The sequence below is a fragment of the Kineococcus sp. NPDC059986 genome (assembly GCF_040702905.1).
Classification (GTDB): domain Bacteria; phylum Actinomycetota; class Actinomycetes; order Actinomycetales; family Kineococcaceae; genus Kineococcus.
In genome coordinates this window covers 255,178-280,474 of record NZ_JBFBND010000002.1, presented here as the reverse complement: position 1 = coordinate 280,474, position 25,297 = coordinate 255,178, and the positions used below count along the sequence as shown (strand labels likewise).

The following is a 25,297-nucleotide window of genomic DNA, read 5'->3' as shown; positions in this document are numbered from 1 at the left end:
TGGTCCGATCTGAGTCACCCACATGAGCCACAGAGCGTCATGGTCCGTGCGGGGATGGTGACCCCACCCCGTGTGACTACTCCAGATGGGTTACTTGGGGCCGTCGAGACGGGTGAGGCTGCCCGTTACAAAACTGTAACCAACCCCTGCGAGACGTAAAACCGCAGGTCACAGTGTGTTCGCGCCACCCGACACGCCGATGGGGCAGGAGATCTTCCGTTACTCCCCGTGTTGCTGGTGTGACTCTCGTGTACGTTCAGATCTGTCACCGAGTCACTCCGCTGAGTAGCGGGGAGGGCGGGGTGGCGCAGGCCCGAAACCGGGCCGGCCCCTCACGGGGGGGAACATCACTTTCACATGCCTTGGAGGCAATCGTGACCGCAGCAACCTCCCGGTTGCGCCGGCGTGGTATCGGGGCCGGCGTCGCGGCTCTTGTTGGTCTGTCCGGCCTTGGCTTCGCCGCCATGCCGGCCCAGGCTGCAGCTGGTTTCAACCCTGCCGGTACCCAGGTTTCCGGTGTTGACCGCTTCGACACCGCCGCCCAGATCGCCACCAAGGCGTTCCCCGGTGGCTCCTCGACCGTCGTCGTCGCCAACGGCGACCGCGCGATCGACGCCCAGGCCGGTGCTTACGCCGCGGGCCTGAACAACGCGCCGATCCTGCTCACGCAGAAGAGCAACGTCCCGGCCTACACGGTCAACGCGATCAAGACGCTGAAGGCCACCAAGGCGATCGTCCTCGGTGACTCCAACTCCGTCGACGCGACCGCCATCGCGCAGATGACCGCCGCGGGCCTGCAGGTCCAGGTCGTCTCCGGTAGCGACCGCTTCGCCACCGCCGCCGCGATCTACAACCTCGGCAGCACCAAGTCTTCGACGGTCTTCCTCGCCCGCGCGGACCTCCTCGCCGGCCAGGTCTCCCCCGACGCCCTCGCGGCCTCGCCGCTGTCCTTCGACGGCACCCCGGTCCTGCTGACCAACGCGGGCTCGCTGCCGGCCGCGACCGCGAGCGCCATCACGAGTGGTGGCGTCAAGAACGTTGTCGTCCTCGGAAACGCCATCACCGACTCGGTGAAGACCGCCGTCACCGGCCTCGGTGCGACCGTCACCACCATCGCCGGTGACGACCGCTCCCTCACCGCCCAGAAGATCGCCGAGTACGGCATCCAGCAGGGCAAGTACCAGCGCACCACCGCCACCATCGCCAACGGTGACAAGATCGATGCTCTCGCGGCCGGCCCCTGGGCTGCCAAGAACAACGCGCCGATCCTGCTGACCCTGGGCACCAACGCGCTCGGTACCGGTACGACGAACTACCTGACGGCGAACGCGTCGACGCTGGTGACCGGTGTTGCCTTCGGTGACACGAACAGCGTTCCGACGTCGTTGACCGCGGCTGCCAAGACCGCCGGTGGCGGCGACGTTACGACCAACGCCACACTGAACGTGACGCCGACGGACGCGGTCCTGACCGGGTTCAGCACCACGCGTCAGTACTCGGTGACTGGACTGGCGGCCGGCTCGAACTACCGGGTGACGCTCGTCAACACCGCCAACGTGACGCGTGACGCCAATGGCGTGTACTCGTTCGTCGCGGCGGGTACGCCCAAGGTCGTGACGCCCGGTACGGTCGGCAGCCTGATCAACGTCGTCAACGGCGTGAGCGTCACCGGCGCTCAGTCTGTGGGTGGCATTGCTCCCGCCGCCAACGGCTCGATTTCGTTCACAGTCTCGACGCCGACCTCCACTGCGGAGAGCTTCGTGCCGGTCGTCTACGTGGACGGCGGTGCCGACACTCGCCTCGAGGTCGACGCGAACAACCGCCCGACCGAAACTTTCGGTGTCGGTGGCCGCACGACCGTCCTTCCGCCGGCTGCGACTTTCGGGGCGTCGACGGTGGCCCCGGGTGCCATTTCGGCCATCTCGCTCACCGACGACTACCTGACCGGTGACGCGGGCAGCGGGTCCGATGTCCGTTTCGCCTGGGACAGCAACGACACGTTCCAGTACCAGGGGCTCGCCATTACGCAGGCGCAGTTCGAGTCGGCGATCAGCCTCGGCCAGGGCATCTCCATCAGCTACAACCCCGCGGCCTCGGGTGTCTCGACTTTCAACCTCGGTGCTGAGATCGCTCCGTCCTCCGGCGACATTACTGCCGCAGGCATCACAAGCGTCGGTAACTTCGACGCTGGTACGGCCAGCAACGACGTCCGCGTCGTCCTGCCCGTCTCCCCCTTGGCCTCGGCTGGCACGGTCTACACGCTGCAGCGAAAGCTGACGTCGGCGTCCGACTACACCACCGTGACCAACGCGACCGTGACCCCGGACGCGGCTGCGGGGACCATCACCTTCACGGACAACAACGTGACGCCTGGTGCGTACACCTACCGTGTGGTCGCCACGCTTCCGGTGACGGGCACTGTGGTGAACGGGACGGCCTCGACCACCCAGACGATCACGGCGCCGGCCGACACGACCGCCCCGAAGTCGGTCTACGCGGCTCTCACGACGTCCGGCGGGCTCACCGGTTCGCTGGACGCGGGTGACACTGTCACGATCGCCTTCGATCGGGCTGTGGCCGCCGTGACCGCTGGTGACACGATTCGTGTCCGGGATGCCGACGGGACGATCGTCGACCTCGTCGCAGGAACCGGTTCCACGTGGACTCTGCCGACCGGCCCCACGGTGATCAACGGGACCTCCTACGCCACCGGTCAGGTCCTCACCATCGCCATCACGGCCGCGCCGACGACCGCACAGTCGATCAGCGGGGGCACGACCGCCGGCGTGCAGTTGCCTGCGACGATCATCGACCAGTCGGGCACCGCCACCTCGGCGAGCGTCAACTGGGACCTCGCTGGTAGCTCGGACGTCACGATCAACTGACGTTCAGAACACTGACGGAGGGCCCGTGGAAAACCACGGGCCCTTTGTCGTGTACGCCACTTCCCGACGTGATCGCGCCGTCCACCCCGCGGTGCCAGAAGCGGCGCCTACGTCCCCCTACTCTCGTTCCATGCCCCACCCGCCCACGCCCGTCCCCCACGTCGCGGTAATCCTCCCGTGCCTCAACGAGGCCTCCGCGGTCGGCCACGTCATCGACGACGTGCTGGCGGCGCTGCCGGAGGCGACGGTCTACGTCTACGACAACCGCAGCACCGACGACACCGCCGAGGTGGCGCGGGCGCACGGGGCGCTGGTCCGGTACGAGCCGCGGCCGGGCAAGGGCAACGTCATCCGCCGCGCCTTCGCCGACGTCGAAGCGGACGTCTACGTCCTGCTGGACGGGGACGACACCTACGACGCCTCCGTCGCGGGGGAGCTGGTGCAGAAGCTGATCACCGAGGGGCTCGACCACGTCGTCGGGGCACGGCGGGCCAGCACGGTCACCGCCTACAGGCGCGGCCACGCGGCCGGCAACCGCATGCTCAACCAGGTCGTCTCCACGGTCTTCGGGGAGCCGGTCACGGACATGCTCAGCGGCTACCGCGTCATGTCGCGCCGCTTCGTGAAGTCCTTCCCCGCCATCTCCCGCGGCTTCGAGGTCGAGACCGAGCTCACCGTGCACGCGGTCAACCTGCGCGTCCCGCAGGCGGAGGTCCCGGTCGGGTTCAAGGACCGCGCGGAGGGGTCGGCGAGCAAGCTGCGCACCTACCGCGACGGGTGGGCGATCCTGCGCTGGATCGTCCGGCTCGCCCGGTACGAGCGGCCGACGCTCGTCCACTCCCTCCTCGGCGGGCTCATCGCCCTCGTCGCCGTCGTCCTCGGCATCCCCGTCGTCGTCGAGTTCGTGCAGACGGGGTTGGTCCCGCGCTTCCCGACGGCGATCCTCGCCTCGGCCCTCATGATGATCGCGGTCGTCGTCACGGCGGTCGGCGTCATCCTCGAGGCCGTCCGGCACGCCTCCGACGAGGCCTCCCGCCTCGTCTACCTGGAGTACCCCAGCCCGCTGACGCTGCTCGACGGGGTACGACCCGCCCCCGACGTCGACGTCCGCCACGACCGCGCGGCCCGCCGGTGAGCGGCGTCGTGCGGTTCGCCGTCAAGGCGCTGGTCGGGCTCGTCGCTCTGCAGGTCGTGTTCTTCGTCCTCCTCATGGGCGCCCAGGCCGTCCCGAACGGCCCGATCATCAAGCACCTCGCGCAGGCCATCCAGACCGGCGACTACGGCGCCCCCTACGGCCCCGACGGAGTCGGCGGAACGGCCGACCGCTTCACCGAGTGCGCGGAACTCGGGTACGGCGTCACGACGCCGGACGACCCGCGTAGCTTGTGGAACCTCACGACCGGTGGACCCCGGCTCTCCTCGTGCGACGACGGCAAGGGGGAGATCCAGCGCCTCGCGGCGGGGGAGGACTTCCAGACCCCCGCGACCTACTTCCGCTACTGGAGCGGGTACTCGGTCCTCACCCGACCCGTCCTCGCGCTCACCGACGTCCCCGGGTTGCGGCTCGTCGTCACGGGGGTGTTCGCGGCGGCAGTTCTCGCGGCGTTCCTCGCCGTGACCCGTCGGCTCGGCGCCGTCGCGGGGTTCGCGCTGTTCCTGCCGATCGCGGCCACGACGAACGCCCTCGCCATGCCGGACAGGGCCTTCACCCACGGCATCGCGCTCGCGACGGTGGCAGCCGGTGTCGCGGTGACGGCGGTCGCGGCCTCCCGCGGATGGCGCGCGGCGGTGCTCGGGGCGGGGTTCTCGGCGGCGCTGTTCTGCTACACGGACCTGCTGACCGTCCCGCCGATGGCGTGGGCGTTGTGCGCGGCGGTCGCGGCCGCGGTGACGCACGCCCGCACGCGGAACCCGCGGGAGACCTGGCGGACCGTCCTCGCCGTCGGTGCCGCGTGGCCGATCGCGTTCGGGTTCACGTGGGTGTTCCGCTGGTTCATCGGGGCGCTCGGGCAGGGGTTGTCGGTGTTCTCCCGCGTCCAGGAGGTGAGTCAGTTCCGCCTCGACGGCGGTGACGTCTCGCACGCCTTCGGGGCGGGTGTCGTCGCGAACTGGACCTACTGGACGCAGCACTCGGTGACGGCGGTCCCCGTCGTCGTGGCCTCGACGGTGCTGCTCGCGGTGCTCGTGGCGCTGACGCTTGCGCGGCACGGGGTGCGGGGGCTGGCGACGTTCGCGGCCGTCGCGCTGCCCGCGCTCGTCGTCCCGGCCTGGTACTGCGTGCTGAGCAACCACTCCCAGATCCACGCGTTCTTCGTGTACCGCAGCCTGCCCGCGGCGGTCGGGGTCCTGCTGCTGGCCGGCGTCGTCGCGTGCCGACGGTTCCGTCACGCCCTGCCCGACCACGCGGAGGCGACCGCGGTGGGTGAGGTCCCGTTGCGTTCCTGACGCGGGGCTGCGCCGATCGGGGCCCTCTCCCCGTTCCCGCACAGCGCTTTCCCCGCCCGTGCCAGGCTGCGAGGACCGCCTGCCACGAGGAGAAGAAGTTGCGCGCCCGCCGTCGTCTGTTCACCGCGCTCGCCGCGTCCACCGTCCTGGCCCTGGCCGCCACGCCCGCCGCCCAGGCCGCCGACAAGCGCCTGGCCGGTGCGGACCGCTACGAGACGGCGGCCGCCGTCTCCCAGCAGTTCACCGGTTCACCGATCGCCCCGGTGTTCCTGGCGACGGGCGAGAACTTCCCCGACGCGCTCGCCGCCGCCGCCGCGGCCGGCGCCACCCGTAGCCGCGTGCTGCTGACCGGTCGCTACACGGTGCCCGCGGCCACGCTCGCGGAGCTGAAGACCCTCCACGCCTCCGAGATCTACGTCGTCGGCAGCACCGCGTCCGTCAGCACCGAGGTCGAGACCGCGTTGACACGGCTCGACTACTCGACGGTCCGCCTCGACGGCGCCGACCGCTACGAGACGGCGGCCTACGTCGCGACGAGCCTCTTCAGCGATCCCGACACCGTCTTCCTCGCCACGGGCGAGAACTACCCCGACGCCCTCGCGGGGGCCGCGGCCGCGGGTCGCATCGGCGCACCCGTCCTCCTGGTGCGTCCCGACGCCCTGCCGGAGGTGGTCGCCGACTCGTTCTCCGATGAGGCGTACGCACGCTTCAAGCCCAGCCGGTTCTTCGTGCTCGGTGACGAGAAGGCCGTCTCGAACGCCGTCATCGACCAGGTCAAGGCCCTCGGATTCCAGGGGGCGACGTTCGAGCGCCTCGCGGGTGCCGACCGCTACGCGACCGCCGTGGCTGTGGGGCGTCGGTTCTTCCCGACGAGCACCCAGGCCGTGCTCGCCGTGGGGGACAACTTCCCGGATGCCCTCGCCGCGGGTCCGTTCGCGGCCGAGACGGGTGCCCCGCTGCTGCTGACGCAGAAGGCGTCCACGCCGTCGGCGACGCAGGCCGAACTGGACCGTCGGCAGCCGACCGACCGCATCTACGTGGGGGCTGCGCAGCCCAGCTGAACGGGACCTGCGGGAAGCCGCCACGTCGTTCCGGCGCGCCACGCGCCCGGGAATGCTGTCGTGGCCGTGTCAGTGAGCGTCGTCACTACACCCTCAGTGCTCCCGTGGAGGTACTGACAGTGCAGTGACGAGTGACCAGTGACCGGTGACCAGTGACACTGACAGGGTCGTCGTCGATCACCCCGGTCGGTTCGCTGCGGTGCCTCGTGCCGCTCACCCCTACCGGGTGCCGATCACGGTCTCACTGGACCGAGGACCTCGTCCGCGTTCCCGGTCGACGACGCGATCGGGGCGTCGAGCGCCGCCGGACGGATCTCGAGATTCCGCACCGGGACCCGTGCGGTCGTGCCAGGCTGCACCCGCCGTCCCACCCGAGGAGAACACGTGCCGCACCGTCGTCGTCTGTTCACCGCGCTCGCCGCCTCCACCGTCCTGGCGCTCGCCGCCGCACCCGCAGCCCAGGCGGCGGACGTGCGGCTGGCCGGCAACGACCGCTACGAGACGGCCGTCGCCGTCTCGAAGGCGTTCGAGGGTTCTCAGTACGCCCCCGTCTTCCTGGCGACAGGGGAGAACTTCCCCGACGCGCTCGCCGCCGCCGCGGCCGCCGGTGCGGACCAGAGCCGGGTCCTGCTCACGGGGCGGTACGCGCTCCCGCCGTCGACGCTCGAGGAGCTGGCCGCGCGCAAGGCCACGTCCGTCTACATCGTCGGCGGCACCGCGTCCGTCAGCGCGGAGGTCGAGACGTCGTTGCAGCGGCTCGGCTACTCCGTCCTGCGACTCGACGGTGAGGACCGCTACGACACGTCGGCCGTCGTCGCCCAGATCCTCTTCGACAAGCCGGACACCGTCTTCCTGGCCACGGGGGAGAACTACCCCGACGCCCTGTCGGGCGCCGCGGCCGCGGGGAGCATCGGGGCGCCGGTCCTGCTGGTGCGTCCCAACGGGCTTCCCGACCCCATCCGCGACGCCCTCACCGCCGACTTCCTCCCGCTGAAGCCGAGTCGCTTCATCGTCCTCGGCGACGAGAAGGCCGTCTCGAACACCGTCCTCGACCAGATCAAGGCCCTCGGGTTCCAGGGGGCGACGTTCGAGCGCCTCGCGGGTACGGACCGCTACGCGACCGCCGTGGCCGTGGGACGCCGGTTCTTCCCGACGAGCACCCAGGCCGTGCTCGCCGTGGGGGACAACTTCCCGGACGCCCTCGCCGCGGGCCCGTTCGCGGCCGAGACGGGTGCCCCGCTGCTGCTGACGCAGAAGGCGTCCACGCCGGCGGCGACGCAGGCCGAACTGGACCGTCGGCAGCCGACCGACCGCATCTACGTGGGGGCTGCGCAGCCCAGCTGACGGGGCCTGCTCGGCAGCGTCCACGGCGTTGCGTTCACAGGCTCCGGGGCGGTTCCGTCCGGTGCTCCGGTTCACGGCCGACGCAGGTACCGCCGGTTCCGGCTGGTGGGCGCAGCCGTGGCGGTGACGAGTCCGTCCTGGATCAACCGTCGCAACGCACGCCGCACCGTGGCCACAGTCCAGCCGGTGGCCGTCGCGACGGCGTGGACGTCCATGGGGTCAGTGGTGGACAGGACGCTCAGCACGTCGGTCCCGGGGGGCGTGCTGTCTGGGGTGAGGGTGTAGTTCTCCGGTCCCCGGCGCGAGAGGAGGTCCGCCCCCACCAGGTGGGCCAGTGCGCCGCGTGCGTCGTCGGAATCGATGTGCAACGCCTCCCGGACGGACTGCACGTCGACCGAACCCTCGCGACGGGCCATCAGCAGGATGGCCGCCTCCTGCCTCGGCAGGTCATCGGTGGTGCGTCCTCGTAGCCACTCCTGGTTCGCCGCGATCTCGACCCCGTGGCGGCGCAGTTCGACGGTGACCGAATCCGGGGTGACACGGAACCGCGGACGTTCGAGGGCGTGCGCCTCCATCTGGTGGATCATCAAGAGAATCCCGCCACCACCGCCCTCGGCTGCTGTCTCGCCCGTGGCCAGGGGAACGTCCTGCAGGAGCTGCAGCAGTGTCTGGTTGCGGCAGCGCGATCGTCCGTCAGCGAGGTTGTCCACCGTCTTGCCACCCCACAACCCGCCGGGGCTGGTGACCACAACCCGTTCGGGGAAGACGTCCACGGTGACTGGTTGCCCCTGGAAGAGGGGGTGGTACTCGCGGTGCAGGACGGCGTTGGCGACCGCCTCGCGCAGGACGTCGCGGGGGATCTCCAGTTCGTCGACGCGACCGGACCCGGTCACCGTGGAGTGGGTCCGCAGGTTGCGCGCTACGGCGTTCACTGCGTCGTTCACGACTTCGGCGAGGGGGCCCTCGCACTCCTGGCGGTCGAGGTAGCGGAACCTCTCCGTGGGGGAGGACTTCTCGTTCGTCGGGTGCACCATCACGTCGACGAGCAGGCGAGGCAGGAACTGCTGTGGGTAGGGGGAGAGGGTGATGAGCGCCGCCAGGCGTAGGCGACCCTCGGCGTCGACGACGTTCAGGCGTCGCAACCGTGCGTCCCGGTCGTCCACCCCTCGCAGTGCCTTGCTGTCGGCCTTGAGCGTGAGGAGCCGGTCCGTCGCGGCCGGGTCCAGGTCCTCGATCGTGGTCTCCGCAACGGTGCGGCGGTCGGCGGCGTGGTCGACCAGGACGTGCTGGAACTCGAAGATCTCGGTGGCGCTCAACGGCAGGTCCTTGTCGTCCACCCGCCGGAAGGAGCCGTTGACGAGCCCCTTCGCCGTGACGTGGCAGGGCTTGTTCCCGGGACCGTTCTCCGCGACCTCGATGGCCAGGACGGGGTCGCCGTCGACGGCGAGCCGGCTGACTCGGTAGGTCGGAGGATTGGTCAGTCGGGCACCCGCCGGGTTCCCGTCCCCGATCCCGTCGACGAACTGGTCCAAGACGCGGTCGAGGGCGAACGAGGGCACGGCGGTGAACCCCGCGCGTTCGTCGAGGCCGAGGACGAGCAGACCGCCCGCGGTGTTGGCGAAGGCGCTCACGGAGTCCCAGACGTCCTTGCTGAGGTCTTTGGCGCAAGTCTTCGCCTCCGCGGTGGCGTCGTCCGTCCCCTGTCGACGGAGGCGTGCGACCGCCTCGTCCAACTGGTCCTGGTCCACGTGACCCCTCCCCAGCATCACTGGCACGTCACTAGCGCGTCACTGTCATGACCGTGTCAGTGAGTGTCGTCACTGTACTCTCAGTGCTGTCGTAGGGTCTACTGACAGTACAGTGACCGGTGACACTGACAGGGCGCCCGAGGCGGGTGCCCGCTGCTGCTGACACACAGGGCGTCCATGCCGGCGGCAACACAGGCCGAACTCGACCGTCGTCAGCCGACCGACCGCATCTACGTGGGCGCTGCGCAGCCCAGCTGACGGGGCCTGCCGAAGGAGCAAGGTTAGGCTAACCTCTGCAGTCGTGTCCGTGATCATGTCCCGTCGTTCCGTCGTGTCCCTCGCCGCCCTGTCCGCGGCGTCGAGCGCCCTCGCGGCCTGCGGTCGGGAGGACGCAGAGGCCGGCGCCGAGCCCACCGCACCGGGCGGTTCCTCCTCGGCCGGTCCGACGGACGCGTTCCCCGTGACGGTCGCGCACCAGTTCGGCGAGACGGTCGTCCCCGCTGCGCCGCAACGGGTCGTCGTCGTGGGCCTGACGGAGCAGGACGTCCTGCTCGAGCTCGGGGTCGTGCCCGTCGCCACCACGGAGTGGTACGGGGAACGACCCCACGCCGTCTGGCCCTGGGCCACAGACCTCCTGGGTGGAGCGGCGCCGGAGGTCCTCAGCCAGGCCGACGGCCTGCAGCTCGAACGCATCGCGGCCCTCGCGCCGGACCTCATCGTGGGCACGAACGCGGGGCTGACCCGCGAGCAGTACGAGACGCTCTCCGCCCTCGTGCCCACCGTCACGAGCGTCCCGGGGGCGGAGCGGTACTCCTCGAGCTGGGTCGACCAGACCCGTCAGATCGCCCGTGCCGTCGGCCGGTCCGCCGCCGGTGAGGCCCTGATCTCCGGGGTCCAGGACGCCTACGCCCGGGCGGCCGCCGAGCACCCGGAGTTCGCGGGCAAGCAGGCGACGTTCTCGCAGGGCTCGCCGTACTCGGGGGTCCTGTACGTCTACCCCGACGGGTTCAGCACCGACTTCCTCACCGACCTCGGTTTCCGCATGACCCCCGGCCTGGAGAGCTGGGCGGCCGAGCCGGGGCAGCAGGCGCAGATCTCCGCCGAACGCACCGACCTCCTCGGGGCCGACGTCGTCGTGTTCGCCACGGAGGGGGACGGCGCCGTGGACCGGTTGCTGGACTTCGGGACCCTGCGTTCCCTGCCGGCGGTCGAGCAGGGGCGCGCCGTCTACACCGACTCGGTGCTCTCCGGGGCGATCTACTTCAACACCCCGCTCAGTCGCCGGTACCTGCTCGAGCACCTCACGCCCCAGCTCGTCGAGGCGGTCGCGGGGCGGGCGCCGCAGGACATGGTCACCCCGACGTCCTGACCCCGTTCCGCATTCCAGAACTCGGTGCTGGAAGGATCGCGGAGGTGTCGCACCCGCGGCGCCGACGACGATCGACGGGGGTTCAGGTGCGGGCGACGGGTGCACGACTGTGCGGCGCGGTGGTGCTCGTCGCGACGAGCGTGCTGGGGGTCGGAGTCGTTCCGGCACAGGCGGCCGCGGGGTTCGACCCCGGCGCTTCGCGGGTCGCCGGGGTCGACCGCTACGACACCGCGGCCCGGGCTGCGGTGGGGGTCCACGGCGCCCGCACCGTGGTCGTGGCCAACGGCGAGACGAACGGCATCGACGCCCTGGGCGCCGCCTACCTCGCGGGTGTCGTCGACGGCCCCGTCCTGCTGACCCGTCGCGACGACGTTCCGGCGACGACCGCCCGCGCTCTCGCCGCGCTCGACCCCGAGACGGTCCTCGTCCTCGGGTCCGAGGCGTCGGTCGCGCCCGCGACGTACGACGCCCTGACGGCGGGCCGCGCCGGGCAGCGGATCTACGGCCCGGACCGGTACGCGACGGCCGCCGCCGTCGCGGCGTTCGCCCGCGCCACCGAGCTGCGACGGGGCCTCACGCCCGTCTCGACCGTCCTCCTCGCGCGCGGGGACGTCGCGGTGGACGAGGTGGCCGCCGACGCGCTGGCGCTCTCGCCCGTGGCCTTCGCCGGGCGGGTCCCCGTCCTGCTCACCGGCACCGACGACCTGCCCGCGGCGACCGCGACCGCGCTGCGGAACCTGCGGCCGGACGCCGTCGTCGTGGCGGGGGACGAGCACGCGGTCTCGTCCGCCGTGCTCGAGCAGGTGGGCCAGGTGGCCGGGGTCGCTGCGCCGCAACGCCTCGCCGGGACGGACCGCACGGCGACCGCCGTGGCCGTGGCGGACTCGAACCTGGCCGCGGCGGCCGGGCTGACAGCGAAGGGGGCGGGGTTCGCGAACGGCACTCGCGTGGACGCCCTCGTCGCGGGACCGGTCCTCGGGCGCCAGGGCCTCCCGCTGCTGCTGAGCGAGAGCCGGACGAGCATGGGTGCGGCGACGACGGGTTGGGTCTTGACGCACCAGGACACGCTGACCATCGGCCTGGCCTTCGGAGACAGTGAGGCGCTCACCGATGCGGTCTTGAACTCCATCAAGTCTCCGGCCTCGGCATCGCCTGTCGGCTGACCTCCAGTTCCGCGACGCCCGCGAGACTGCTCACCTCGCGACCAAGGACTCCGAGCCGTCCCGGTGACGGGCGAGGACCACCCGGTCCCGCCCGGACCGCTTCGCCTCGTACAGCGCGGAGTCCGCGGCGGACAACAGGTCCCGTGCGCTCACGCCGTGCGCGGGCAGCGTCGCGACCCCCACGCTGACGGTGAGGGGTCCGGGGACGTCGAGCGTCCGCACCCGCTGCCGGAGGGTGTCGGCGGAGCCGCCGCCGTCGACGGTCCCGGGCAGGACGACGCAGAACTCCTCCCCGCCGTAGCGGGCGGCGAACGCGCCCACGGGCAGTTCGGTCCGCAGCAGCGCCCCCACCGCGCGCAGGGCGTCGTCGCCGGCCTCGTGGCCGTGGGTGTCGTTGAGCGCCTTGAAGTGGTCGAGGTCGAGCAGCAGGACCGACAGGTTCCCGCCGCTGCGGCGCGCGTCCTCGACCGCAGCCGCGAGCGCCTCGTCGAGCGCGCGGCGGTTCGCGACGCCGGTGAGCCCGTCGGTCGAGGCCGCCGTGCGCAGGCGTTCGACGAGTCGAGTCCGGGCCACCGTCGAGGACGTCTGCGCCGCAGCGCGTTCTGCGGTCGTGAGGAGCCGCTGCGGAACCCCGCGCGGTCGCAACCGGCGTCGGGCGCCGGGATCCTCGAGCACGAGCACGACGGTGGCCGATCCGGGGACGGCGGCGGCCACGAGCACGACCCGACCCGCGCGGGGGAGCAGCGTCGCCAGGACGGGGTCGTCGACCGCGGTGCGCAGCTGCGGGGCCTCGCCGGCGAGCACGCGACCCAGCGCGCTGTCGGCGTCGACCTCGCCGGACCACCGGGAATCCCGGACGCCCGCCTCGTCGGCGACCAGGCACGTCGCGCGGACCGTCGTGGAACCCTGCTGTGCCTCCTCGTCGACGAGGAGGACGGCGCACCGGCGGGCGAGCAGTTCGTCCCGCCCGAGCACCGCGAGCATCGCCGCGACCTCGGTGCCGGCCGTGCACCGTTCGGCCTCCACTCCGAAGCGCCGCAACAGGTCCGCATCGTAGCGACGCCGGCGCAGTTCCCGCTCGTTCGCCGCGGCGAAACCCGCCACGGTGACCACGAGGACCCACAGGGACAACAGGTGCCAGCGCAGGTGGCCGACCCCAGCGGCGGACGTGACGGGCAGGAACCCCACCTTCTCGAACTCGAACACCAGGACCAGCACGAGGGAGTGCCAGAGGGTCACCTTGACGCCCGTGCGGAACGAGGCGAGCAACGTGATCGCGAGGACGTAGACGACGGCGATGCGCGGCACCGGACCGAGCAACCCGTGCAGGCAGTGCAGGACCCACCCGAGGTACAGGCCGTCGACGAGGAGTCCGGCGCCCGGCAGGGTGATCGCAGCTCGCCGCGGCAGGCGGCTCCACGACGTGACGGCGGCGACGCCCCCCGTCACCAGGGCCGGCACGACGACGTGGGACCAGGGGGCGGTGCGTTCGGACGGCAACAACCAGAACGCCGCGACCGGGAGGGCGACGACGACGAGGCGCACGAGCAGCACCCAGGCCACGCGTTCGGAGAAGCTCACGAGGGACGCCGGTCTGTTCCCGGGTGTCCTGGTCATCGGTGGTCCTCGCCGTTCGTGGGTGGTTCGTAGGGCAGGTCCGGCAGCGGGACGAGAGGGGCTGCCGCGAGCTTGGGGTCGTTGCGGTCGAGGCGGTCCTGCACGAGCAGGAAGACGGCGACGACGACGAGCACGCCGACGGAGATCTGCCGCTGGGCGACGACGGCGACCGCGACCTGCCGGACCACCGTCTCCGTGGACTCCAGGACGACGTCGACGACGGCACGGACCGTGTCGCCCGGTCCGGCGCTGCGGCGCACCGACGCTCCCGCGGCGGGGCCTGGGCTCTCCGGGACGGGACCCGCCGTCGCGGGGCGCGTCGACGGGGTGGGTGCCGGAGTCGACGCCGGGAGCGCCGCCGGGGAGGAGGACGGCGACTCCGCCGCGGCCACCGCCCGGCGCAGACGTTCGGCGAGTTCGCGCACCGCGTCGAGGTCGACGTCGACGGCCAGGACGAGCACCTCCTCGCCGCCGTAGCGGCAGGCGACGTCCCCGGCGCGCAGCACCTCACGGCAGACCCGCCCGAACCCGCGCAGCACCTCGTCGCCGCGCAGGTGGCCGTGCACGTCGTTGACCTGCTTGAAGTGGTCGAGGTCCACCATGAGCACCCCGAGACCCGCGCGGGGACCGGCGCTCGCCAGCGCCTCCTGGATCCGGTGCACCCCTTCGCGCCGGTTCAGCAGGCCCGTGAGCTCGTCGACGCACGCCTGCCGCTGCACCCGGGCCACGAGGTCCAGGCGGCTCAGGGCCAGGGCCAGCACCTCCGCGGCACCGCGGGCGAGGTCGGCCCCGCTCCGGCCCTCGTCCGGTGCGTCCGCCGGCACGTGCACCGCCAGGTGCAGGACGCCGTGGCCGGGGACGGGCCGGACGCGGTCCCGCGTCGGGCCGTCCGAGCCCGTTCCGGCGACCTCTGCGGCGACCACCGCGAGGACCTCGCCGTCGGGTCCGGTGACGCGGGCGGCGGCGATGCGCGGGTCGCCGTCCACGAGGACGGTCAGCAGCTGGTGGCAGACGGTGGCGGCGTTCGCCTCCGCCGGCCACACCTCCCCGGCCGCGCGGGCGAGGTCCTGCAGGGAACGCTGGGTCACCCAGCTGTCCTCGAGGTCGGCGAGCACCTCGTTGAAGGTGCGGCTCATGGTGCCGAAGTCGTCGAGGGAGTCCACCGGTACGCCGGCGCGCGTGAGGTCACCGGGGCGCACCGGTGTGCGGGCCGCGCGGGCCACCACCGCCCGCGTCGCCCGCAGGGCCAGGTTCTGCCGCTTCAGGCGCGTGCCCACCACCGCGCGGGCGAGGGCGTGGTTCATGCCCCCGACGACCAACCCCGCCCCCAGGCAGGACCACACGAACCGGGGCTGGAACGCGGCCCCGGGCGGCGCCACCCCCAGCCAGACCACGACCAGCGGGAAGAGCGCCCCGACGAGGAGGCCGAACGCGGCCATCGCGATCGCGAGGTCGAGGAACACCCGGCGCGTCGTCAGCCGGCCGCAGGGACGACGCCAGGCCTCGTCGGCGAGCTCTCCCGGGAGGCGCGCGTCGGGGTGCCTGCCGGGCATGGTCGTCGTCCGCTCGTCGTTCCGGTTCCGCTCGTCCTCCGAGGCGTCGGACGGTCCGGCCCGGCTCTGGAGCGGCGCTCGCGCCGTTCCGCCCGTTCGGCTCAGGGCTGGACGAGCACCCGCACGGGGTTCCCGTCGCGGTCGTGCAGGCGGCGGATCCCCTCCTGCACGTCCTCCAGCGGCACGACGGCGCTCACCGACCGCGACAGGTCCAGCCGTCCCGCCGCGAGCAGCTTCGCGAGGGTGCCGATGTCGGAGTTCCGGTAGCCGAGGTGTCCCAGCGCCTGCTTGCGGGACAGGCTGAAGGACAACGTCGACCCGAGGGAGACCTCCTGTCCGGACAACCCGACGCCGACGACGCGGCCGCGCGGCGCGAGCATCGCCAGGCCCTGCTCGAACGTGGCCTTGAGGCCGACGGCGTCGAACGCGACGTCGAGGAGGTGGCCGTCGGTCGCCTCCGCGATCCGCTCGCGCAGGTCGGGGTCGGCCGGGTCGAGGGCGACGTCGGCGCCGACGGCCAGGGCGCGTTCGCGCACGGCAGGGTCGAGGTCGACCGCGACGACGGGCACGGCGCCGACGAGGCGGGCGAGCTGCACGATGTGCGTGCCGACACCCCCGACGCCCCAGACGCCGACCGCCTCGCCGGGCCGCACGGCCGCGGTGTGCACGACGGCCCCGAACGGGGTCGAGACGGCGTCGGCGAGGAGGGCGGCCTGGTCCAGCGGGACCCCGTCGGGGACGCGCGTCAGGCCCCCGGCCTCGGCCACCGTGAACTCGGCCCACGCGCCGTCGTAGGCGAACGCCATGAGCAGCAGGTCGTCGCAGTTCACGAGGTCCCCGCGACGGCAGCGCTCGCACCGGCGGCAGGGTCGTCCCGCGGCCGGGACGACGCGGTCGCCGACGGCCCACCCCGTGACGCCCTCGCCGAGGGCGGCGATGGTCCCCGACGCCTCGTGCCCCTGGGTGATGGTCTCGGGGCCGCGGGGGTCCCGGAACGTCCCCTCGAGCAGGCCGAGGTCGGAGTGGCAGATGCCGCAGTAGGCGACGTCGACGAGGACCTGGCCGGGCCCGGGCTGCGGGACGGGGACGTCCTCGACCGTCATCGTCCGGGTGGGGACGTGGAGCCGCTGCGCTCGCATGGTGGTGGGGAGATCGGTCACGGCGTTCCTCCGGGGGTGGTGGTCCAGAACTCCTCGAGCATCCTCGCGAACTGCTCGGCGCGTTCGATCTGCGGCATGTGTCCCGTCGCCGGGAACAGGTGCGTCCGGGCGTGCGGGAGCGCCCGCCGGGCGGCGTCGAGGTGGGTCGCCGGGAGGATGCGGTCCTCGGCTCCCCAGACGACGAGCGTCGGGACCGGGGCCGCGGCGGCTCCCCGCAGCAGTTCCCGTCGCCACCGGCGGCACACGCCAAGGGGGGTTCCGAGGGACCGTGCGGTCCCGCGCATGACCCGGGCGCCGTGGGGCCGGCGGCTCAGCCGTTCGGCGCGGGCGACCCGGTCCGCGGTCACGAGGTCGCGGTCGTGGAACACCGCGCGCAGCGTGCGCCGGGACCCCTCGGCGTTGGGTTTCAGCAGGCGCCGGGCGAGGAACGGGACCGTCAGCAGGCGCAGTGCGACGGTCACCTCGCGGCCGAAACCCGCCGGGTCGGCCAGGGCCAGCGACCGCACGCGGTCCGGGTGGTCGACGGCGAACTGCAGGGCGACGGCGCCGCCGAGGGAGTTCCCCACGACGTGCGCCGGCTCCACGATCCCGACGGCCCCGGCGAACGCGGCGACGAAGGCGGCCAGGCGCGCGACGGTGTTCTCGACGGGCAGCGGGTCGGAGCCGCCGAATCCGGCGAGGTCCACCGCCCAGCAGCGGTACCGCCCGGACAGGAGCTCCACCTGCTCGTCGAAGTCCTCGAGGCTGCAGCCGATCCCGTGCAGCAGCAGGACCGGATCGCCCTCGCCCTGGACGCGGTACCGGGCGCGGATCCCGGGGCCCAGCAGCACCTCACGCGGGGCGGTGAGGGTCACGAGAACTCCAGGGCGCGGTCGTCGACCCGGCGGTGCTTGAGCGTCCAGCGGTCGGCCGGGTAGTTCTGGCGCAACCGCCACGGGCTCGAGACCCCCTGCTGCGGGAGGCGTCCCGCGGCGCGCCGCACGTACCCGGAGTTCAGGTCGATGAGGGGTCTGCGTCCCGCGTCGGTGGGGGTTCCCGGGCGCACGACGCGGTGGCCGCGGCGGTCCATGAGGTCGAGCAACCGGCACACGTGGGCGGTGACGAGGTCGACCTTGAGCGTCCACGACGCGTTGGTGTACCCGAGCGCGAACGCGAAGTTCGGCGCCCCGGACAGCATCATCCCGCGGTAGACGACGGCCTGCGCCGGGTCGAAGCGCTGACCGTCGACGGCGAGGTCCATCCCGCCGAGGAACAGCAGGTCCAGACCCGTCGCGGTGACGACCACGTCGGCCTCCAGCGTCTCGCCCGACGTCAACCGGATCCCCGTCGCGGAGAAGCTGTCGATCCCGTCGGTGACGACGGAGGCCGTTCCGGACCTCAACGCGCGGAACAGGTCACCGTCGGGGACGAAGCACACGCGCTGGTCCCAGGGGTCGTAGCGCGGGGTGAAGTGGCGGTCGACGTCGAAGTCGGCCGGGAGCTTCTCGGCCACCTTCTCCCGCAACCAGGCGCGGGCGGCCTGTGGGCGACGGCGGCTGAACTGGTAGGTGGCCGTGGCGAGCGCGACGTGCTTGGCCCGCACGAGCGGGTAGGCGATCTTCTCGGGGACCTTGCCGCGCAACCGGTCGGCGAGGTGGTCGCGCGAGGACAGGCCGAGCACCCAGCTGGGGGAGCGCTGCAGCATCGTCACGTGCGCGGCGTCGCGTGCGAGGTTCGGGACGAGGGTGACGGCGGTCGCGCCGCTGCCGATGACGACGACCCTCTTCCCCGTGACGTCGAGGTCGGCCGGCCAGTGCTGCGGGTGCACGACGCGACCCCCGGCGGCCGTGAACTCCTCCACGCCCGCGAACTCCGGGGTGTACCCGCGGTCGTAGCGGTAGTACCCGGTGCAGCTGAGGAGGAACCCGCACGTGAGGGTCGCGGTCTGCGTCCCGCCGTCCGCGGCGGGGCGTTCCACGACGACCGTCCAGCGCGCGGTCGCGGAGGAGAACTCCGCGGACACCACGCGGTGGTGGAACCGGATCCGTTCGTCGACGCCGAACTCCCGCGCGGTGTCCTGGACGTACTGCCGGATGGACTCGCCGTCGGCGATGGCCTTGCCGCCGCGCCAGGGCCGGAAGGAGTACCCGAGCGTGTACATGTCCGAGTCCGAGCGCACCCCGGGGTAGCGGAAGAGGTCCCACGTGCCGCCCGTCGCGCCGCGGGCCTCCAGGACGGCGAACGTCGTCCCCGGGCGCCGGCGCACGAGCTGGCACGCGGCCCCGACCCCCGACAGACCGGCCCCCACCACGAGGACGTCCAGGTGCTCGACCGCTGCGTCGTCATCCACGAGGACTACTTTTCAACGCAGTGTCGAGTCTGTCAACAGGGTGTCGAGAAACGGCCTCCCGACTAGAGTCGGTGCGGTGAGCGAGTCGACCGCCGTCGCCCGGGGCCGCCGCACGTCCCGCAACCGGGGCGACGACCGGGAACGTGCCATCCTCGACACGGCCGAACGCCTGCTGGGGGAGCGGTCCTACGCCGACGTCGCCGTCGACGACCTGGCCCGCGGCGCGGGGCTGTCCCGCCCGACGTTCTACTTCTACTTCCCCTCCAAGGAAGCCGTCCTGCTCGCGCTCCTCGACCGCGTCGTCGCCGAGGCCCGCGCGCGGCGCGACGAGGCCGTCGCCGACCCGGCCCCCGACGTCGAGGGCCGGTGGCGGCAGGTCATCGGGGCCATCGCGCAACCCTTCCGCTCCCACCTCGCCGTGACGCTCGCCGCCGCGGAGGCCCGCGCGACGAGCGTGGCCGTCCGCGAGGTGTGGAACGGGGTGATGGAGCGCTTCGTCGACGAGACGGCCGCCCAGGTCGAGGCCGAACGCGCCCGCGGGGCCGCCCCCGACGGCCCACCCGCGCGCCAGCTCGCGATCGCGCTGAACTGGATGAACGAGCGGGTCCTGCACTCGGCGTTCGCGGGCGAGCAGCCGGGCCTCGCGGCCGACGACGCCGTCGAGGTGCTGCTCACGGTGTGGATGCGGACCATCTACGGCGGCCGCCTGCCCTGAGGTCCCCGCTCGAGCGGACGCACGTCACACCGGCGCAACCCTGACGGCTCATCGTGCCCGGGGTCCGGTGGGTCGAGGAACAACCGTGCGTGTCGTCCTCCCGGCGTCCCGTCGCGAGGCGGTGCACGCGAGTGCGGTCGTCCTCGCCGCGGTGCTCGTCGTCGTCTCCGCCTGGTCGCTCGGCGCCGTCACCGGCGCCGCGCACGCCGGGCTGGCGGCCCAGCTCCTGACGTGGCTGCCCACCGCGGCCGCGACGACCGCCTGGGCCCAGCGGGTCCTGGGCGGCGGTGACCCCGCGGGTCGGCCCGTCCTGCGCCTGGGCGTCCTCGCCCTGGCCGTGGCGGTGGCGACCGTGGCCACCGGCGTCGGCTTCCTCTACCCCGTGGTGCTCGGCCTGCTGCTCTCGCGCACCCTGCAGGTCGACCCGCACCGGCGCGGGCTCGTGGTGGCCGCCGTCCTCGTCCTCGGCGGGACGTTCGGCGTGCAGGCCGTCGCCCACGGCTGCGCCGTCGAGCGGGTCTTCGTCGGGACCGCCGGCGACCTCACCGCCGCCGTCCTGGCGGTGCTCTCGATCATCGGCCTGGCCGACACCGTCCGGCTGGCCAGCGCGCACCGCGCGACGGCGGCCGCCCTGGCCCGGGAGCAGGCCGCGCACGGCGCCGAACTCCTGCACGCCGCCACGCACGACCCGCTCACCGGCCTGCTCAACCGGCGGGGGCTGCTGCCGGCCCTGGCCGGGACGACCGGGCGCGGTGTCGTCTACCTCGACCTCGACGGGTTCAAACCCGTCAACGACCTCCACGGCCACGAGGCCGGCGACGCCCTCCTCGTCGAGGTCGCCCGCCGGTTCCGGGCCGCCGTCCGCGACGGGGACGCCGTCGCCCGTCTGGGCGGGGACGAGTTCGTCGTCGCCGTCACGGCCACGGACCTGCCCTCCGTCGAACGCGTCGCGGACGCGCTCGTCGCGGCCCTCACCGCGCCGGTCGAGATCACCGCCCACGGGGTCCGGGTCGTCGTCGGGGCGAGCGCGGGGTGCGCCGTCAGCGCCGGACCCGTGGCGCCCGAGGAGCTCCTGCGACGCGCGGACGCGGCGATGTACGCGCGCAAACGCGCCCGCAGCGGCGCCACCTTCACCTCCGCGCCGCTCGCGCCGATGGACCAGACGTGACCTCCGCCCCGCGCCGCCCCCACGCCCGGTTCCGCCGCTCCGCCGCCTGGTTGCTCGCGATCTCCGCGCCGGTCGGCATGGTCGCGGGGGCCGGTGCCGCCCAGGCCACCACGCCGGCGTACGACTACCAGCCGGCCTCGCCCCCCGCGGTCGCCCCGGTGACCGGCCTGACGGGTGCGAGTTCCGTCGTCGTCGACGGCAACGGCGTCGTCTACGTGGCCGACACCGGGCGCAACGTCGTCCGGAAGGTCGCCCTCAACGGCACCGTCACCGTCTTCGCGGGGACCGACGGAACTCCGGGGCTGCCCACCGCCGGCAAGTTCACCTCTCCGGTCGGTCTCGCGCTCTCGCCCGACGGACGCAGCCTCTACGTCACCGACACCGGCGCCGACGTCGTCGTCAAGGTGGACACGAGTGCCGCCACACCGCCGGCGTCGTTCACCGTCGTGGCCGGTGTCGTCGGCGTGCCGGGTGCCCCCAGCAACGGGGCCGGGACCGCGTCGTCCCTCAACAACCCCTCCGGCCTCGCGACGGACGCGGCGGGGAACCTCTACATCGCCGACACGGCCAACAACCAGGTCGAGCGGCTCGACACGACCGGAAACCTGCGCGTCTTCGCCGGCGACGGGAGCCCCCGGGCTGCCGTACCGGGCACCGCGACGTCCTCCCCTCTGAAGGCGCCTTCGGCCGTCGCCGTCGACGCCAACGGGAACGTCCTCGTCGCCGACGCGGGCAACCGGACCGTCGACAAGATCGACCCCGTGTCCGGCCTGCTGTCCGTCGTCGGCAGCACGGGCGCCACCGGGTCGCCGACGTCCATCGCCGTGGATCTGTCCGGGACCGTGTTCGTCGCCGACCCGACCGTGGGCGGCCTGAAGAAGATGACCGGCGGTTCGGTGTCCGTCGTCGCCATCGACCCGGGCGTCATGGCGCGCCCGGCCGCCGTCGCGACCACGCTCGGCGGGAACCTCTGGCTCTCCGACGGCGCGCAGGTCGGGCAGTTCGAGTCCACCGCCCCCGCCGACGCGCCGCGCATCACGACGGCACCCCCGACCACCGCGGCCGTCGGCAAACCCTTCACGTTCCAGTTCACGGCCTCCGGAACCCCTGCGCCGCAGTGGTCCTTCGTCGACGTGACCGCCCCCACGGGTCTCACCCTCGGGGCCGGCACCGGGGTCCTGTCGGGAACTCCGACGACGGCGGGCACGACGACGTTCACCGTCCGCGCGACCAACAGCCGCGGGCACTTCGACCAGGTCGTCACCCTCACCGTCGGCGCCCTGCCGACCGCCCCGGCCGCCCCCACCGCCGTCGCCGGCGACGGGAAGGCCGTCGTGTCCTGGAAGGCGGCCACCCCGGTCGCCGGGGCGAACCCCGTCACCGGGTACGTCGTCACCCCCGTCAAGGACGGTGTCCCCGGAACCCCCGTCACGTTCGCGGCGACGCAGGCCGCCACCCAGGTCCTCACGGGCCTGGCGAACGGGTCGAAGTACACGTTCACCGTCGCGGCCAAGAACTCCTTCGGCACCGGCGCCGACTCGACGGCGTCGGCGGCCGTCACGCCGTACGCGACCGTCCGCACGCCCGCCCTCGACGTCCCGCAGAGCCGGCTGTCCGGCAAGGACCGCATCGAGACGTCCGTGAACTCCTCCAAGACGTTGTTCCCGACCGCCGCGTCCGCCGGCGCCGTCGTCGTCTCCGCGTCGACGAAGTACGCCGACGCCCTCGCCGGCGCCCGGCTCGCCTCGGCCACGGCGGCCCCGCTGCTGCTGACGGAGTCGGACAAGCTCACGGCGTCGACCGGCACCGAGGTCTCCCGCGTGCTCGCCCCCGGCGGCACCGTCTACGTCCTCGGCGGCAGTGGAACCGTCTCGGCGGCCGTCGAGAACGCCCTCGTCGCGCTCTCCCCGAACTACACCGTCAAGCGCATCGCCGGGGACGACCGCTACGAGACGGCCGCCCGGATCGCCGACGAGGTGGCCGCGCAGGCGCCCGGCACCGACAAGGCCCCGATCTACCTGGCGAACGGGGTGAACTTCCCCGACGGGCTCGCGGTGTCCGCCCTCGCCGCGCGCACGGGCGGCACGGTCCTCCTCACCGACGGGGCGACCCTGCCGGCGGCGACGAAGGCCGCGCTGGCGGCGAAGGACCCGGGCGCCACGCGCGTCGTGCCCGTCGGTGGCGCCGCCGCGGCGGCCGCGGCGTCCCTGCCCGCGAGCGGTGGCAGCGCGGCGCGGGCCGTCGTCGGTGCCGACCGCTTCGAGACGGCGGCGCTCGTGGCCAAGCGGTTCACGGCGGCCGCCGGTGGCGCGGGCAGCACGAAGGTCGTCGGCGTCGCGACGGGCGACAACTGGCCCGACGCGCTCGTCGGGTCGGCCGCGGTGGGTCTGCTCGGGGGGCCGTTGCTGCTGACGACCGGTCCGGACCTGGCGCCGGCCACCCTCTCGGCGCTCGCGGCGCTCAACGCGGCCAAGCCGCTGTCGACGGGCGTCGTCTTCGGCGGTGAGCCGTCCGTGCCGGCGGCGGCCTACGCCTCGCTCGGTCGCTCGATCGCCCAGGACTGAGTCCGACGGGGCGTCCCTGCGGGGGCGGACCGGACGGGTGGTCCCTCCCGGCCGGTGGTGCACCGGCCGGGGCGTTGGACTAGCGTTGGCTCATGGACGCCGAACGCCGCCTGTCCTGCGAGCCCTCGGGCCCGGAGGTCACCGTCCCGTCGACCGCCCTGACCGTGAGGGCCGACCGGTGAGCGGGCCCACGACCGAGCACGCCGTGGACGACCACGTCGTCGACGACATCGCCGCCGAGTACGCCGAGGCCCGGGAACGCGTGGCCGAGTTCCGCCGCGACGCCCAGGAGGACCCGGCGTCGGCCATCTACCCGCACGCGGACGAGGCCGAGGTCGACCTGTCGGCCGTCATCGACGGGGTGCTGCGCAAGCCCCTCGTGGTGACGCGGGCCGGCTCGGAGGCCGCCGTGATCGTGTCGGTGGACTTCTTCAACCGCGCCCACGCGGCCGTCGAGCTCCTCGAGGACGACGCGGTCGAGTAGGACCGGCCCCGATGAGCGGCATGCTGACAGTTGTTCCGGTACACGGGCCCAGTAGCGGTGGATGGTTGCCTCGGTACCCTTGGCCGAATGCCGGACCCTTCGCGAACGGACCTTGACCGACAGCGGACACTGTCCGCGGTGACGGGCGGAGACCCGCGGTGAAGGGCGGCGCCCGACCCGGCCGCCGTCGCCTGCGGGTCGACGACGTCACGGTCGTCGACCACTCCATGCTGCGTCGCGCCGTCGGCGGGACCGTCGTCGGCAACACCATGGAGTGGTACGACGTCGGTGTCTACGGCTACCTCGCCGCGACCATGGGGCGCGTCTTCCTGCCGAACGCCGACCCCGGTCTGCAGCTCCTGTTCAGCCTCGGTGTCTTCGCCTCGACGTACCTGGCGCGACCGGTCGGCGGGGTCTTCTTCGGGCGCCTCGGTGACCGCGTCGGCCGGCAGAAGGTCCTCGCCGCGACGCTGATCCTCATGGCCAGCGCCACGTTCCTCATCGGGGTGCTGCCCGACTACGGGGCCGTGGGCGCGCTCGCCCCCGTCCTCCTCGTCGTGCTCAAGCTCGTGCAGGGCTTCTCGACCGGCGGTGAGTACGCGGGGGCGACGACGTTCGTCAGCGAGTACGCCCCCGACAAGCGCCGCGGGTTCTTCGGCAGCCTCCTCGACTTCGGGAGCTACCTGGGCTTCGCGCTCGGGGCCGCGGTGGTGACGGTCGTGCAGACCTTCGCCGACGGGCAGCAGGTGCTCGACGGTGCGTGGCGCATCCCCTTCCTGTTCGGGGGCGTCATCGGCTCGGTCGCGATCTACTTCCGGCTGAAGATCGAGGAGTCGCCCGCGTTCCAGGCCACGCAGGACGCCCACGAGGAGTCCTCCGCCGCCCAGGCCACCGCCGAGGGGCCGCCGAAGAACTCCGTCGAACTCGTGCGCCGGCACTGGCGGCCCATGGTCATCGCGGTCGCCCTCGTGGCCGCCGCGAACAGCGTCGGCTACGCCCTGACGAGCTACATGCCCACCTACCTCACCCAGTCCCTCGGCTACGACGACCTCCACGGCACGCTGTTGACGATCCCGGTGCTCGTCGTGCTGGCGTTCTTCCTGCCCGTCGCCGGCCGGATCTCCGACCGGGTCGGCCGCCGGCCGGTCATGTGGTTCGGCGGTGGCTGGATGGTGGTGCTCGGCCTGCCGATCTTCTGGCTCATCGGCCGCGGGAACGTCGTCACCACGTTCCTCGGTCTGGTGATGCTCGCCGTCCCCGTGGCGTGCTGGATCGCGTGCCAGGCCTCGGCCCTGCCGGCCCTGTTCCCCACCTCGAGCCGGTACGGCGGCATGGGCATCTCGTTCAACGTCGCCGTCGCCGTCTTCGGCGGGACGACGCCGCTCATCGTCGAGGCGCTCGTGCAGGCCACGGGCAACGACCTCGTCCCCGCCGGCTACCTCATGGCGACCTCGCTCGTCGGTGTCGTGGCCGTGTTCTTCATGCGCGAGTCCGCGCGGCGGCCGCTGCCGGGGGCGATGCCCAGCGTCGCGTCCGAGGAGGAGGCGCGCGAACTCGTCGCCACCCAGGACGACAACCCGCACCTCGACCTCGAGGAACTCCCGTTCCCCGCGGACGGGGTGCGGTCGGGGCACACACCTGCTTGAGTGTTGAAGCAGGTCGGCGTCGGTCCGGCCGCGGGGGGAGCACGGG

Annotated in this window: 18 protein-coding genes; 12 read left to right on the top strand and 6 right to left on the bottom strand. The window is 72.9% G+C overall.

Features of this window, described 5'->3' with window-relative positions:
- The first annotated feature begins 374 nt into the window (after window positions 1-374).
- The 5 genes from AB0637_RS03310 (at window position 375) to AB0637_RS03290 (ending at window position 7,735) form a co-directional block, all read left to right on the top strand.
- Complete coding sequence (locus tag AB0637_RS03310; protein WP_366169731.1) at window positions 375-2,885, top strand: cell wall-binding repeat-containing protein; 2,511 nt, start codon at window positions 375-377, stop codon at window positions 2,883-2,885.
- Between the two features lie 130 nt (window positions 2,886-3,015).
- Window positions 3,016-4,020, top strand: a complete 1,005-nt coding sequence (locus AB0637_RS03305; protein ID WP_366169730.1) for a glycosyltransferase — start codon at window positions 3,016-3,018, stop codon at window positions 4,018-4,020.
- Window positions 4,017-5,330, top strand: coding sequence for a hypothetical protein (locus tag AB0637_RS03300; protein ID WP_366169729.1), 1,314 nt, complete (start codon window positions 4,017-4,019; stop codon window positions 5,328-5,330). Before AB0637_RS03305 ends, AB0637_RS03300 begins: the two co-directional genes overlap by 4 nt.
- A gap of 98 nt (window positions 5,331-5,428) precedes the next feature.
- Window positions 5,429-6,391 (top strand): cell wall-binding repeat-containing protein, encoded by a 963-nt coding sequence (locus tag AB0637_RS03295; RefSeq protein ID WP_366169728.1) that lies wholly within the window; start codon window positions 5,429-5,431, stop codon window positions 6,389-6,391.
- Between the two features lie 384 nt (window positions 6,392-6,775).
- A complete protein-coding gene (locus AB0637_RS03290) occupies window positions 6,776-7,735 on the top strand; it encodes a cell wall-binding repeat-containing protein (protein ID WP_366169727.1) in 960 nt (319 codons plus the stop codon).
- Window positions 7,736-7,806: 71 nt separating this feature from the next.
- On the opposite strand, the gene AB0637_RS03285 is transcribed toward AB0637_RS03290, so the two are convergent.
- The gene (locus tag AB0637_RS03285) at window positions 7,807-9,483 is read right to left on the bottom strand and encodes an ATP-binding protein (RefSeq protein ID WP_366169726.1); all 1,677 of its coding nucleotides are present in this window, start codon (window positions 9,481-9,483) and stop codon (window positions 7,807-7,809) included.
- A gap of 301 nt (window positions 9,484-9,784) precedes the next feature.
- Between AB0637_RS03285 and AB0637_RS03280 the strand changes: the two genes are divergently transcribed.
- Together AB0637_RS03280 and AB0637_RS03275 are read left to right on the top strand one after the other, a co-directional pair.
- Window positions 9,785-10,852: an iron-siderophore ABC transporter substrate-binding protein gene (locus tag AB0637_RS03280; RefSeq protein WP_366169725.1), complete on the top strand. Its 1,068-nt coding sequence runs from the start codon at window positions 9,785-9,787 to the stop codon at window positions 10,850-10,852.
- 119 nt (window positions 10,853-10,971) lie between these two features.
- Entirely contained in the window at window positions 10,972-12,015 is a 1,044-nt protein-coding gene (locus AB0637_RS03275; protein ID WP_366169724.1) for a cell wall-binding repeat-containing protein, read from the top strand.
- A 30-nt stretch (window positions 12,016-12,045) separates the two neighbouring features.
- On the opposite strand, the gene AB0637_RS03270 is transcribed toward AB0637_RS03275, so the two are convergent.
- The 5 genes from AB0637_RS03270 to AB0637_RS03250 form a co-directional block, all read right to left on the bottom strand.
- Window positions 12,046-13,632 (bottom strand): GGDEF domain-containing protein, encoded by a 1,587-nt coding sequence (locus tag AB0637_RS03270; protein WP_366169723.1) that lies wholly within the window; start codon window positions 13,630-13,632, stop codon window positions 12,046-12,048.
- On the bottom strand, window positions 13,629-15,185 hold the full coding sequence (locus AB0637_RS03265) for a diguanylate cyclase (RefSeq protein WP_366169722.1): 1,557 nt from the start codon (window positions 15,183-15,185) through the stop codon (window positions 13,629-13,631). The genes AB0637_RS03270 and AB0637_RS03265 overlap by 4 nt, the downstream gene beginning before the upstream one ends.
- Window positions 15,186-15,286: 101 nt before the next feature.
- Window positions 15,287-16,324: a zinc-binding dehydrogenase gene (locus AB0637_RS03260; protein ID WP_366169756.1), complete on the bottom strand. Its 1,038-nt coding sequence runs from the start codon at window positions 16,322-16,324 to the stop codon at window positions 15,287-15,289.
- 17 nt (window positions 16,325-16,341) lie between these two features.
- Complete coding sequence (locus tag AB0637_RS03255; protein WP_366169721.1) at window positions 16,342-17,199, bottom strand: alpha/beta fold hydrolase; 858 nt, start codon at window positions 17,197-17,199, stop codon at window positions 16,342-16,344.
- Window positions 17,196-18,674 (bottom strand): NAD(P)/FAD-dependent oxidoreductase, encoded by a 1,479-nt coding sequence (locus AB0637_RS03250; protein WP_366169720.1) that lies wholly within the window; start codon window positions 18,672-18,674, stop codon window positions 17,196-17,198. Before AB0637_RS03250 ends, AB0637_RS03255 begins: the two co-directional genes overlap by 4 nt.
- A gap of 76 nt (window positions 18,675-18,750) precedes the next feature.
- On the opposite strand from AB0637_RS03250, the gene AB0637_RS03245 reads away from it, so the two are divergent.
- From AB0637_RS03245 to AB0637_RS03225, 5 genes are all read left to right on the top strand, one after another.
- Complete coding sequence (locus tag AB0637_RS03245) at window positions 18,751-19,389, top strand: TetR/AcrR family transcriptional regulator (protein WP_366169719.1); 639 nt, start codon at window positions 18,751-18,753, stop codon at window positions 19,387-19,389.
- A gap of 85 nt (window positions 19,390-19,474) precedes the next feature.
- Complete coding sequence (locus AB0637_RS03240; protein WP_366169718.1) at window positions 19,475-20,557, top strand: GGDEF domain-containing protein; 1,083 nt, start codon at window positions 19,475-19,477, stop codon at window positions 20,555-20,557.
- Window positions 20,554-23,121, top strand: coding sequence for a cell wall-binding repeat-containing protein (locus AB0637_RS03235; RefSeq protein WP_366169717.1), 2,568 nt, complete (start codon window positions 20,554-20,556; stop codon window positions 23,119-23,121). The genes AB0637_RS03240 and AB0637_RS03235 overlap by 4 nt, the downstream gene beginning before the upstream one ends.
- Window positions 23,122-23,299: 178 nt before the next feature.
- Window positions 23,300-23,605 carry a hypothetical protein gene (locus AB0637_RS03230; RefSeq protein ID WP_366169716.1) on the top strand — a complete coding sequence of 102 codons (306 nt, stop codon included), beginning with the start codon at window positions 23,300-23,302 and terminating at the stop codon, window positions 23,603-23,605.
- Window positions 23,606-23,763: 158 nt separating this feature from the next.
- Window positions 23,764-25,251 (top strand): MFS transporter, encoded by a 1,488-nt coding sequence (locus AB0637_RS03225; RefSeq protein WP_366169715.1) that lies wholly within the window; start codon window positions 23,764-23,766, stop codon window positions 25,249-25,251.
- Window positions 25,252-25,297: the final 46 nt, after the last annotated feature.